The following is a 12,393-nucleotide window of genomic DNA, read 5'->3' on the forward strand; positions in this document are numbered from 1 at the left end:
CATGCCGCGACCGTATTGGCCGACTCCCTGGCCTCGAACCACGCCCCTGGAGCAGGAGCGACGCGAGCGGGTACAGCTTCAGGCAGCCGAGCGGCTGCACCCGCCCTCGTTGCCCGCACCGCATACCCGGTCGTACCGCACCGGACGCCATCCGTCACGCCCAGAAGACGCTACGCCTTCACCCTGTGAATGTGATCGGCCTGACATCGGCGATCAATCTTCTATCGGAACCACCGTCCTCTGGGTGCCGCAGAGGCACGCAGCACCAGAAGCTAGGGAAACAGGCCGAGCATGGACCCATTGTGGACCAGCGGCGTCGCACCGAGCTGGTACGGTCGCATTTCCGCATGCCAAGGGGGTGCCGCCTAGGAAAGCTGCAGCCCTCTCCGGAGCCGGGTGCGTAGGTTCGAATGCTACAGGGCGCACACAGGACAACGGACTATCTTCCGGTCGCCGGTTCTCCCTCGGGAGGGCCGGCGATTGCGTTTGTCAGGGCCGTGATCTCCGGCAGGATAGAAGCCCCCACCATGGACTCCCGCATGGTCGTCATGCCCCTCCGCCAGCCGACCATGTGGTGACGATTTCACTACGGTGTGTGATTGCTGGTGGTGAAGGGGCTGCTTCGGGCGCCCGGTCGCGGCAGGATGGCGGGATGGGCGATGAAGGGGCTGTGGTGCGCCACAGGGGTTCTAAGGAGCATGGGTGAGGACCTCGACGCCTGATCCGTACGCAGACAAGCAGGTGGAGATGACCACAGCGGGAAAGGCGTACACCGGACGGGGCAGCAGGCGGCGCTGTGCCTGGCGGCCGTGCCCGAACCTGCTGCCGCCCTCAGCGCCGAGGAGGCGGCGGTTTTGCGGCCCCGCGTGTGTGGCCAAGGCCTACCGGGCCCGTAAGAAGCTCGCCGCCGACTATGAAGCGGTCGCGGCCCTGGGCCGGGCCTGGCGCGGCCTCGCCGGGACCGAGCGACCCGCCGTTGTGGTCGCGCAGGCGCGCTGCGTCCAGTGCGGGCATGTCATCCCGCACGGCAAGCGCGCCAATGCCCGCTATTGCGGCAGGGCTTGCAAGGTCGAGGCAGCCCGGACCCGGCGCGCCGCCCGCGAGAGGATGAATGACGTGCAAGCGGCGCACTGATATTTCTGGCGTCATTCGGGGTGACCAGGCGAACTTGCCTCGTCCCGACGTCAGGGCAGGGCGCGTGGAGCGCAGGGGATGGCCAGGGAGTCACGGCCGGCTTCGTTGACGAGGCGGGCGAGCTCGACGCGCGAGTTGACACTCACCTTCCGGAACATCTTGCGCAGGTGGTAGTTCACGGTGTGGGCCGACAGGGAGATCCGGCCGGCGATCTGGTGGTTGGTCAGCCCTTGGCTCACCAGCAGCGCGATGAGGCACTCGGTCTCGCTGAAGCCGCGCCACAAGGACTGCCCTTGCCGGATCGGCACCGGCTCCTGTCCCAGCCTCCGCAGTCGGACGCGCACGCGCTCACTGTCGCGTACGGTGCCGATCCGTTCGAACAGGCACAGGGCCGACTGGTAGCGCCGGGCAGCCTCGATGAGGTCGGCGGCGGGCGGGGCGGCGAGCCGGGCACCGAGGTCTTCGAGAGCGCCGGCCTGGTCCCAGGGGTCGGGATGTTCGGCGGCTGCCCAGCGCAGCACCGTCACGTCCTTCTCGTGCAGCCCCCTGGCGTGGCGCGCGGCAACGGAGAGGCGGTGGGACTGCGGGTTGCGCCGGGCCAGCCCTTCCACCGCCGTGAGGATCCGGCCGGTGAGCCCGCCGTCACCGGCCGCGATGCCGAGCCGGGTGAGCCAGACGACCGCGCTCGGCTCGTCGAGCAGCAGCGGCCCGTACGCGGCGAAGTCGGTGTGCTCGGCGGCGAAGAGGCGGGTCGCGTGTTGCGGGCCGTGTAACTCGGCGGCGATGCGCACCCGGATCCATTCCGGGTGCACCGGCCACAGGTGGGGCCGGCCTGCCACGCGCAGCTTGTCGGGGACGTCCGCGTGCCAGCGGCTTCTGTCGAGGTCGCCGATCCTCAGGCTCGCCTCGGCCAGGACCGCGTGGGCGAGTGGGAGGAGCAGACCGGCGTCCATCTCGCGGGCGGTGCGCAGGGCCACTTCGGCCAGTTCCAGCGCCTGCTCCAGGTCGCCTGTGCGCATGAGCAGCTCAGCGCGGGCGATGGCGGGGGCCGGGGCGTAGACGCTGGGCGCGCCGGGGCGGGACAGCTCGCCGGCGGCCCGCTCGATGTGGCTGCCGGCCTCGGAGTACCGGCCGCCGCTCATGAGCTTGCGGGCGTAGGCGAGCCGGACGAGCATCCGCCACACCGGCGGGGCGCTGTCGTCGGCGATCGCGACGGCCTGCCGGGCGAGCCGCATGGCCCGTGCCGCGTCACCGCGCCGCCACGCGCTTGAGGCCAGCATGGACGTGGTCATCGCCGCCGCGGCTCCCGAGGTCTGCGGTGCCGCCGTTCCCGAGGTGTGCGGTGCCGCCGTTCCTGAGGTGTGCGGTGCCGCCGTTCCTGGGATTTGTGGTGTCGCCGTTCGTCGTGCGGTTCGTTCGGGATTGCGCAGGGAGAGAGCGAACGTCAGTGCGGCCTGGGCGTCGTCGCGGCCGCCGCCGTGCCGGGCCTGCTCGGGCGGCGCGGCAGGTACGAGCTGCTCAAGCGACCCAGGCGGCACAGGCGCAGGCGGCTCAGGGGGCTCAGGCGGCACGGCCTGTGCGACGGTGATCGCTTCGGCGATCCGGCCGCTCGCGACCAGCACGTGGACCAGCCGGGTACGCAGCTCCGTGGCGACTTCGTCGGGCAGCGGCCGAAGAAGGCTCTCGCGCAACAACGCCCCGGCTCCGGTCAGCCGGCCGTCGGCGAGGTGGGCGTCCACCACGGCCACCAGGTGAGGCGCGAGGGCGGGGTTGCGGGAGTCCAGCTTGTCCAGAAGCCGATCCGCCAGCTTGACGGCGGCCTGGGCGGACACCGGCAGGATCTCGCGTACGGCGTAGGCGAGGGTGTCGGCGGACGCCTCAAGGTTGGCCTCAAGGTTGGCCTCAAGGTTCGCATCGAGGTTCGCATCGAGGTTCGCCTTGAGGTTCGCCTCGAAGTTCGTCTCGAGGTTCGCCTCGTTCTGCATCGGGCCGGGCGGCGCGACCACCAGCCCCCAGACCCTCCGCTGGGCCACGGCGGCGGCGGCCACCGGACCCGGCTCCGCGTCGGAGGGCTGCGAGCGGTGCAGGACGTGCATGCCCCGCCCGCGGGCCGCGGCCACCACCGAGTGCAGCGTCTCGGCGGGCTCGCCCTCCTGCGTCAGGAGCATCAGCGTCCAGCCAGGCCCGGCCTGCCGCAGGACCTCGTACAACGAGCGCCATCTTTGTTTTTCGCTATTGTCAAAACCGACCGACATCGTGTGCCGCCCCCCATCGGTTTTCTGCCCGTCCTGACACCAATTCGTGCGAGCGCCCGTCACGGATGACGTGGATTTGCCGGGCACCACGAAAAGGCGTCTCTTTCTCAGTGACTCTTGCGCCGCTCATTGTGCGGGCCGGGAAGGCAGCGGCGCCGCCTGCTCCGCCAGCCACGCCTGCCAGGACGGCGCCTTCTCGGCCGGGCCGGGGTGGAGGATCTCGGGCGCCACCCAGCGCCGCACGGGACGGATGCCGTGCAGTGCGTTGACCAGCCAGGTCTCGCGGCCCGCGAGGTCTTGGGGGCGCCGGCGCCGGTGGATCACGGGGATGCCGAGCTCGGCGGCCCGGCGCTGGAGCCGCGCGGTCGTCACTCCGGGTAACGCCGGCAGCTCGCTCGGAGGGACGCACAGGGTGTCGCCCTCCCACCACAGCAGACTGGTGGTGGCGCCTTCGACCACCCGCCCGTCCGCAGCGGTGATCAGTGCCTCATGGGCGCCGTGCCGACGGGCGTCCTCCCGGAGGCGGGCGAGAGTGGGCAGGTCCGGCCCCTTGACGTGGGGCACCCGCCGAGGGTCTCCGGGCGGCCGGACCCAGACGGCCAGCGGCTCGCCCCTGGCCGGTGCCGTACGCAGGCGGAACCGCAGCTCGCCGCAGGCGGACAGCTCGACGCGGGGGAACCAGACCCCGTCACGCGGCAACGCGGCGACGGCCGCCCGCCACATCGCGGCGACCAGGTCTCCTGACAGGGCCGCCGCTTCGCAGGCCGCGCGGAAGCGGCGGCCGTGGTCGTCGAGAAAACGCACCGCACCGTCCGCCACCAGCCAGGAGTCGGCCACCAGCAGGTCGTCATCGATCGGCTCGCCCGCGACGAACTCGCCTCCGGCGAAGACACTGATCATGTCAGAACGGCACCTTCCTTCTGATCGGCCGGCGACCGGTGAGCCTCAGTAGACCCCTTCGACGATCTCCTCGGTCGTGATGGGCAGGACGGAGGCGATCCCGTCGACCACGTCGCCCGCCCCGGGCGCGATCCGCAGCGCGGTGTCGCGTTCGAGGATGTTGGGCAGGAACATGTCGCGGAAGAGCAGGTGCATGAGCACCTGGCCGCGTTCGCCGTAGGCCACGAGGTCACGGGTGTCCGGGTCGACGATCTCCACGACCGAGGCCGGGTGGTAGGGCCTGAAGACGCAGGGCTGCTCGTCGCCGGGCTCGCGGGGGCGCTGTGGCGCGATGCCCATCAGGGTGTTGCCGTAGATGCCGCACACCCTGGCCTTCGGGAACAGCGTCTCCTCGATGAGCCGCAGCGTCTCAGGCCCCGCCGAGGTGCCCGCCCAGAGCAGCCCTTCGAGGCGCTCGGACAGTGGCTCGTAGATGGCGGGGCGCGCGCAGGCCGCCTCCAGCATCGGCGGGGTGATGAACAGCACCCGGATGTCCTGGGTGGCGACGATGGCCTCCATCTGGTCCAGCACGTGCTCGACGTACTCGTCGGCGAGGTCGCCGCGGCCGTCGGCGAGGATCTTCCTCACCCAGCGCGGGTCCATGTCGACGGTGAAGAACAGCCCGTTCCGCCGGGCCGCGATCCGCCGGACCGTACGGCCGACCACGTGCGGCCCGCACGGCGCGATGTGCAGCCAGTTCCCCCTGGCGGGGAAGCCGTGCAGGTCGAGCACGTCGGCGCACCAGTCGGCGTTGGCGACCCGGGAGGTGGCGTCCACGACGCGCTTGGGCGCGCCTGTCGTGCCGCCGGAGTCGAACACCTCGTACGTGCCCGTGCCGCCCCTCGGGATCAGGTCCTCGGCCGGCACGGTCCGCAGCAGCTCCCCGACGTCGGGGAAACGCCGCAGGTCCGCGATGGACCGGATGTCGGAGCGCGGATCGAAGCCGAGCCCGCCGGCGAGTTCCAGCCAGAATCTCGACCCGGTCGCCGGGTCGAAGTGCCAGTCGAGGGTCTCCTGGAGGTGCCGGCCCAGCTCCGTCGCCGGCGCGTGCGCGTCTACCGCGGACATGCTCTACTCCCTGCGTTCGGGTTGCGGGCGTGTGATTTGCGGGCGTGGAACTCGGGGGCATTCGGGTTGCAGGCGGGTGTGTGGCTGAGGAGGTGCGGGTTCCCGCTCACGAACGGCCCTTGTAGCCACCGGGCGCCAGCCGCGCCGAGATGGCCAGCCGGTTCCAGGCGTTCATGACGGTCGCCACGAAGATGAGGTGGGCGGTCTGTTCCTCGCTGAAGTGCTTGCGAGCCCGCTGGTAGACGTCGTCGTCCACCGCGTCGGTCCCGAGCAGCGTGAGCGCCTCCGCCAGGCCGAGTGCGGCCTGCTCCGGCTCGGAGAAGAACCGTGGTGAGTGCCGCCAGGCGTCCAGCAGGTAGACCCGCTGGGCGGTGACCCCCGCGGCGTGCGCGTCGATGATGTGCATGTCGATGCAGTACGCGCAGCCGTTCACCTGGGAGACCCGGATCTTCACGAGGTGGACCACCTCCGCCTCGACCCCTGACCGGAGCGCACTCTGCGTCACGGTCTGCGCGAACCGGCCCATGGCCGCATAGCTCTCGCGGGCGATTTGAAACAGCGGCAGCCGCGCGAATTGACTCGTCATGGAATTCCTTCGGAAGGTCGCCGGAATGTACACGGGCACCGCACCGGGGAAAGTCATTTGACTTGACACGGCTGCTCTCGTGAACTCTCGGCCTCACCATAAAAGGCGGTCCCCTGCGCGTCCACTACTCAATTAGGTAGTGGACTTGTCGGCCTCGCGCCTGTTGAACTGCGTGAGCGACGGCTCCACGCCCCGCTGCCGCACCCCGAGCACGGGGGTGAGCGGCTCTTCGCCCCCTTGGCCGATCAGCGGTCCGGGCTGTCCGTGCGAGCGGCGGGGATCACCGACTAGGAGGGCCCGATCGATGAGCCATGAGCAGGAGTTGCTGGTCGTGGGCGCAGGACCGGCCGGCCTGAGCGCCGCTCTGGCCGCCCGGTCGCTCGGCGTCGAGGTGACCTTGATCGAGGCGGATGCCCGGGACCAGGAGCGGCCGGGCAGCCGGGCGCTGTTCGTGCACCAGGAGACGCTGGAGCGGTTGGGGCGGCTGGCCCCTGGACTGGGTGAGAAGATCGCGGGCTTCGGGATCCTGTGGCAGGTCGCGCGCACCTTCTACCGCGGCAAGGAGGTTTACGCCCGTCGCTATGACACCGAGCAGGTCAGTGGCTTGCCGCCGTACGCCAGTCTGCGGCAGCTCGACACCGAGCGGTTCCTGCTCGGCGCGTGCCGCGCCGCCGGGGTGGAGCCCGTCTGGGGAGCCCGGGTGGTCTCGGTCCGGTCCGATCCGAACGGGGTGACCGTCCGGGCGGAGAACGGCGGCGAGTGGCGGGCTCGTTACGTCATCGCCGCGGACGGGGCGCGGTCGGCCGTCCGCACGTCGATCCCGATCGAGATGGACGGTGGCCGCTCCAGCGACTACCGGGTGGCGGTGGACCTGTCCGGCGAGGACCCGGGCGGCGCGCCGGCGGAGCGGCACCTGCACTACCGGCACCCGGCGCTCGACGGCCGGAACCTGCTGATCGTGCCGTTCACCGGCGGCGTCCAGGTGGACGTGCAGTGCCGGGACCCGGCGGACGGCGAGGCGCTGAGCGACCCCGATGCCGTCCGCCGGTGGCTGCCGCGGGTGGTCTCGCGGGAGCAGGCGGAGCGGGTGCTCTGGGTGTCGCGTTATCCCTGCCTGCAGCGCGTCGCCACCTGCTTCACCGACGAGCATCGGCGCGTCCTGCTGGCAGGGGAGGCCGCGCATCTGTTCGCCCCGCTGGGCGCGCGGGGCATGAACAGCTCGATCGCGGACGCCGAGGCGGCGGCGACGGCGGTGTGCCTCGCACTCCGCTCGACCGGCGTGGAGCGGGCCAGAGGCGTGGTCGAGGACTACGACACGGTGCGGCGGCAGGCGGCGCGGCACAACCGGGCCCGGGTCGAAGGCGCGCTGCGGCATCTGCGCGCCGAGTCCGCCTGGTCCCGGCTGGCCCAGGCCGGCGCCGCCCGGCTGGCTTCGCGGCTGCCGCGCCTGGGCGCGTGGCTGGACAAGGCACCCTACGGTCCGCGCGGGCCCATCACGCTGCGCGGCGGCTTGTACTGACGTTCCCCGGACGAAGCGCTGGTTCGAGAGAGAAGACGCACAGATGACGAGCACATCCGCGGCCGGCCAGGGCTTGACCTGGTCGGAGAAGATCAATCTGCTGGCCGGCACCATGCCGGGGGCCGAGGCGGGGACGCTGTCCAGCCTGCTGCCCGGCCCCGAGGTCAACGGCGCGAGCATGTTCCGCTCCCGCGTCCCCGACCGGGAACGCGCCGCGCTCTCCCACGAGGCGCCCCGCCCCGACCCCGACGATCCGCATGCCGTGCGCCGTATCGGCGTGATCGGCGGCGGAACCGCCGGCTACCTGGTGGCGCTGGCGCTGCGGGCCAAGCGGCCCTGGCTGGACGTCACGCTGGTCGAGTCGAGCGCCATCCCGGTCATCGGCGTCGGCGAGGCCACCACGCCGCCGCTGCTGGCGTTCCTGCACCACTATCTCGGCATCGACGCCCTGGACTTCCTCAAGCGGGTCAAGCCGACCTGGAAGCTGGGCATCAAGTTCGACTGGGGCCCCTACCCCGACGGGATCATGGCCCCCTTCGACTGGGGCGCCAACTCGATCGGGGTGCTGGGCTCGATGGCGACCAGGAACGACCCGAACGCGTACACCCTGCAGTCGCTGTTCATGCTGCACAACCGGGTGCCGGTGTTCCGCACGGACGACGGTGAGTACGTCTCGCTGATGGACGACCTCCCGTTCGCCTACCACCTGGAGAACCGCGCCCTGGTCACCTTCCTCTCGGAGATCGCCGTGGAGCGCGGCATCCACCACGTGGACGCCCAGATCAGCGACGTCCGCCTGTCCGGCGAGGACTGGATCGAGTCCCTGCGGACGACCGACGGCCGAAGCCTCGACTTCGATCTGTACGTCGACTGCACCGGATTCCGCTCCCTGCTGCTGGGCGACGCGCTGAAGACCGGCTTCACCAGCTACGCCGACAGCTTGTTCACCGACACGGCGGTCACCGGTTACACCACCCAGAGCGAGGCGATCGAGCCGTACACCACGGCCGCGACCATGGACGCCGGCTGGTGCTGGAGCATCCCGGTCCCTGGAGAGGACCACGTGGGCTACGTGTACTCCTCGGCCTTCATCTCCGGTGACCAGGCCGCCGACGAGGTGATCCGCCAGCACGGCACGGTCGGCGACATCAGGACGGTGCGCTTCCGGGTCGGACGGCACGAGAAGACCTGGCGCGGGAACGTGATCGCGCTGGGCAACTCCTACGCGTTCGTGGAGCCGCTCGAGTCCAGCAGCCTGCTCATGCTGGTGTTCACGATCATGTCCATGATGCCGCTGCTGCCGGCGTCCTGGAAGCAGCCGGTGCCCAGCGAGACGCTCAACCGGGTGACCGCGAACCGCTGGGACGGGCTGCGCTGGTTCCTGGCCCTTCACTACCGCTACAACCGGCGCCGCGACACGCCGTTCTGGCGGGAGGTCTGGACCTCCACCGACGTCTCCGGCATCCAGCCGCTGCTGGACGTCTACGCCGCCGGCGCGCCGCTGCACCTGCGCGACCCGATCACCCGCAGGCTCGCCCGCGCCGCCGCTCCCACCTTCTACGAGCTGGACGGCGTCGACTGCCTGCTGCTCGGCCAGAACTATCCGGCCGAGCTCGTCGCCGGCACCGAGCCGCTGGAGGCGTGGCAGGCCCGCAAGTCGGCCGCCGACGCCCTCGTGGCCAGGGCCCTCACCCAGCGCCAGGCCCTCGCGGCCTTCCAGGCCCGGCCGGAGCTCACCCAGAGCCTGGTCCACGGGCCGCACAGCTGGGTGACCGGATACGGCGAAGAGCGCTGGCTCTGGCAGAGCGGTGCGTGACGGGCGGCCCATGGAGATCGCAGTGGACGGAGCGAGGACCATGGCCGTTTCTTCGGAGCTCGGCGAGCAGACGTGCGCGGAGGATGACTACCGCGCGCTGATGGGCAGCTTCCCCACCGGCGTCGCGGTGGTGACCAGCACCGGCGCGGACGGCTTCCCGCGCGGGCTGACGTGCTCGTCGCTGACGAGCGTGGCCGTGAGCCCGCCGACGCTGCTGATCTGCCTGCACACCCGCAGCTCCACGCTGGAGGCGCTGTACGAGAGCGGCAGGTTCGCGGTGAACCTGCTGCGGGCCGAGGGACGCCGCGTCGCCGAGCTGTTCTCCCGGCCGGTGGACGACCGGTTCGCCCACGTCGCCTGGGCGTTCTCGGCGGCCAGCGGCCAGCCGGTGCTCGTGGAGGACGCCATCGCCTTCGCCGGCTGCCGGGTGACCAGGAGCCTGCTCGTCGGCGATCACGCGGTGGTGCTCGGCGAGGTCACCGACGTGACGCGGGCGGCGGGCGCTCCGCTGCTCTACGGCCTGCGGCGCTTCGCCGCGTGGCGCCCCGATCAGGACGGATGACGACCATGAGCGATCAAGGGGGACAACCATGATGGGAGCTGGCGCGCTGGCGCCGATCCTGCGTACGGCGCTGCGGCGGACGTTCCGCATCGGGCGGATGTTCGAGGAGGCGGCGAGGCGCAACCCGGCCGCCACCGTCAAGCTGGACCGGCCGCTGAGCGTGCTCGACTCCGACCGGACCACCTACGACTACGACGAGCTGGCCGACATCGTCGACGACTTCGCCGCCCGCCTGCGGGCCGCCGGCGTGGGAGCAGGGGAGTACGTCCCCGTCTACAAGGGCCTGAACTTCGACCTGCCCCTGCTGGCCTGCGCCGCGGCGAGGGCGGGCGCGGTGCCCGTGATGCTCTCCCCTGCGCTGGAGCCCTCCGTGGTCCGGACCCTGCTGACGAGGCTGTCGTCGCCGTGGATCGTCACGGACGCGGCCCACCTCGCCGGGCTCGCCGGCGAGGGCGCGTTCTCCGGGACGAGGGTCCTGCTCACCGACGGGCCGGCGGGGCCGGACCTGCCGTCAGGGCTGGACGGCACCCGGCTCACCGACCTCGCCGCGCTGGCGGGCGAGCCCCGGCGCGCGCCCATCGACCTGCCGCCCGATCACGCGACGCTCATCACCCACTCCTCGGGGACGACCGGCGTGCCCAAGCTGATGGTGCACACGGCGCGTACGCTCTCCCACCGCCTGCTGCCCCAGCAGTTGCTGGCCTGGCCGGTCCGGCACCGTTCGCGGGTGCTCCTGGCGATGTCGTTCGTGCACTCGCGGTTCTTCAACTCCCTCGGCGTGTTCCTGTCCTACGGCAACCCGCTCGCGGTGATCAGCGAGACGGGCCTGCCCACGGTGCGCAGGATGCTCTCGACGACCAGGCCGGCCCTCGTGGAGACGCACCCGAACAACTTCGTGCTGTGGGAGGACTTCGCGGACGAGGCCCGCGGCCCCCTGGCCGGCGTGCGCTACTACAGCAGCACGTTCGACGCCATCCATCCGGGCACGGTCAAGAAGCTGCTGTCGGCCTCCCGGCACCGCCGTCCGGCCCTGCTGCAACTGTTCGGCCAGAGCGAGACCGGCCCGCTCACCGGCTGGCTCAACACCAGGCGCAACGTGGAGCGGATGGACGGCCGCTGCATCGGCTACCCGCTGCCCGGCTTCGTGCGGCTGCGCGTCGTCGACTCCGCGGGCCGACCGGCGCCGCGCGGCACGATCGGCCGCCTGGAGGTGCGCACCCGCGGCCGGATCCGCACCTATCTGGGTGAGGACGAGCGCTTCCAGTCGCAGCTCACCGACGGCTGGTGGTACGTCGGCGACATGGGCTGGCGAGACCGTGCGGGCCGGGTCCACCTGGCGGACCGCGAGGTGGACAAGATCAACGACATCGACAGCAACCTCGGGCTCGAGGACGTTCTCATGGAGCGCCTGCCCGAGATCTCCGAGCTGGTGGTCGTGCCGGACCCGGCGGGGCGGCCCACGCCCATCCTGGCCACCCGGCACGACCGGCCGCTGGATCGCGGGCGCTGGGCGGCGGCCGTGGCCGGGCTGCCCGGCCTGGAGAGCCCGATCCAGTGGCGCTTCGCGGACTTCCCGCGCACCTCCACCTGGAAGATCAAGCGGCTGGAGATCCGCGGGCTGCTGGGCACCGAGGAGGAGCCTGCGCAGGTGCTCCCCGAACCCCGCCCGATGACGTCTCAGATTCCGACCACACCATCTGGAGCACTAAATGTCGACAAATCGCTATAAGTGGGGCATCTCGCACCCGGGGCTGGACGGGCTCCAGCAGGCCATCGAGCCGGTCAGGGACAAGATCCTCACCCACCCCATGTACGCCTCACTCAACGACCTCGGCGACGTGGTCACCTTCATGGAGCATCACGTCTTCGCCGTCTGGGACTTCATGTCCCTGCTCAAGAGCCTCCAGCGGCAGCTCACCTGCGTACGCGTGCCCTGGGTGCCGCAGGGCCCGGAGACCAGCCGCCGGCTGGTCAACGAGATCGTGCTGGTGGAGGAGAGCGACACTCTCGGCGGCGGCTACATCAGCCACTTCGAGCTGTACGTCGACGGCATGCGGCAAGCCGGCGCCGACACCACGGCCATCGAGGCGTTCATCGCCCACCTGAGCTCCGGCGGGACCGTCCCCGACGGGCTGGCCCACGCGGACGTCCCCCGGCCGGCCGCCGCCTTCGTGAGCACCACCTGGCGGATCATCGCCGAGGCGCCGCTGCACTGCCAGGCCGCCGCGTTCGCGTTCGGCCGGGAGGACCTCATCCCCGAGATGTTCGACCGGGTCATGCGGATGGACCGGCACGCCGGCGCCCTGGGAACGTTCCGCGACTACCTGGAGCGGCACATCGAGGTCGACGGCGAGCAGCACACGCCGATGGCGATGCAGATGCTCGTCGACCTCTGCGGCGACGACCAGGTCAAGTGGGACGAGTGCGCGCTCACGCTGAACACCGCGCTGGGGGCCAGGCACGACCTGTGGGACGCCATCGCCGAGCGCATCGCGGCCCGGCCGTAACTCCGGT

10 protein-coding genes are annotated in these 12,393 nt (G+C 71.2%); 6 read left to right on the forward strand and 4 right to left on the reverse strand.

All coding sequences use genetic code 11. From position 1 onward, the window contains the following. Positions 1 to 870: 870 nt before the first annotated feature. Positions 871 to 1,134, forward strand: coding sequence for a hypothetical protein (locus tag ABD331_RS53215; protein WP_344493919.1), 264 nt, complete (start codon positions 871 to 873; stop codon positions 1,132 to 1,134). A 50-nt stretch (positions 1,135 to 1,184) separates the two neighbouring features. Here the strand turns inward: ABD331_RS53215 and ABD331_RS53220 are convergent, their stop codons facing one another. The 4 genes from ABD331_RS53220 to ABD331_RS53235 all read right to left on the reverse strand — a co-directional run bounded on the left by ABD331_RS53220 (position 1,185) and on the right by ABD331_RS53235 (position 5,982). After that, complete coding sequence (locus tag ABD331_RS53220) at positions 1,185 to 3,344, reverse strand: LuxR C-terminal-related transcriptional regulator (RefSeq protein WP_344493921.1); 2,160 nt, start codon at positions 3,342 to 3,344, stop codon at positions 1,185 to 1,187. A gap of 171 nt (positions 3,345 to 3,515) precedes the next feature. Then, positions 3,516 to 4,289 (reverse strand): aminotransferase class IV, encoded by a 774-nt coding sequence (locus ABD331_RS53225; protein WP_344493923.1) that lies wholly within the window; start codon positions 4,287 to 4,289, stop codon positions 3,516 to 3,518. A gap of 45 nt (positions 4,290 to 4,334) precedes the next feature. Continuing rightward, a complete protein-coding gene (locus tag ABD331_RS53230) occupies positions 4,335 to 5,396 on the reverse strand; it encodes a phenazine biosynthesis protein (RefSeq protein WP_344493925.1) in 1,062 nt (353 codons plus the stop codon). 106 nt (positions 5,397 to 5,502) lie between these two features. After that, complete coding sequence (locus ABD331_RS53235; RefSeq protein ID WP_344493927.1) at positions 5,503 to 5,982, reverse strand: carboxymuconolactone decarboxylase family protein; 480 nt, start codon at positions 5,980 to 5,982, stop codon at positions 5,503 to 5,505. Between the two features lie 304 nt (positions 5,983 to 6,286). Here ABD331_RS53235 and ABD331_RS53240 point away from each other — a divergent pair, with 304 nt between their 5' ends. The 5 genes from ABD331_RS53240 to ABD331_RS53260 are packed head-to-tail and all read left to right on the forward strand — an operon-like array spanning position 6,287 to position 12,386. Beyond that, a complete protein-coding gene (locus tag ABD331_RS53240) occupies positions 6,287 to 7,501 on the forward strand; it encodes an FAD-dependent oxidoreductase (protein WP_344493929.1) in 1,215 nt (404 codons plus the stop codon). Between the two features lie 43 nt (positions 7,502 to 7,544). Then, positions 7,545 to 9,317, forward strand: coding sequence for a tryptophan halogenase family protein (locus ABD331_RS53245; RefSeq protein ID WP_344493931.1), 1,773 nt, complete (start codon positions 7,545 to 7,547; stop codon positions 9,315 to 9,317). 40 nt (positions 9,318 to 9,357) lie between these two features. Continuing rightward, on the forward strand, positions 9,358 to 9,879 hold the full coding sequence (locus ABD331_RS53250; protein WP_344493933.1) for a flavin reductase family protein: 522 nt from the start codon (positions 9,358 to 9,360) through the stop codon (positions 9,877 to 9,879). A gap of 28 nt (positions 9,880 to 9,907) precedes the next feature. Continuing rightward, a complete protein-coding gene (locus ABD331_RS53255) occupies positions 9,908 to 11,608 on the forward strand; it encodes a class I adenylate-forming enzyme family protein (RefSeq protein ID WP_344493935.1) in 1,701 nt (566 codons plus the stop codon). Beyond that, positions 11,589 to 12,386 (forward strand): DUF3050 domain-containing protein, encoded by a 798-nt coding sequence (locus ABD331_RS53260; RefSeq protein WP_344493937.1) that lies wholly within the window; start codon positions 11,589 to 11,591, stop codon positions 12,384 to 12,386. The genes ABD331_RS53255 and ABD331_RS53260 overlap by 20 nt, the downstream gene beginning before the upstream one ends. Positions 12,387 to 12,393: the final 7 nt, after the last annotated feature.

Origin of the sequence: Nonomuraea monospora (assembly GCF_039531895.1) — a bacterium.
GTDB lineage: Bacteria > Actinomycetota > Actinomycetes > Streptosporangiales > Streptosporangiaceae > Nonomuraea > Nonomuraea monospora.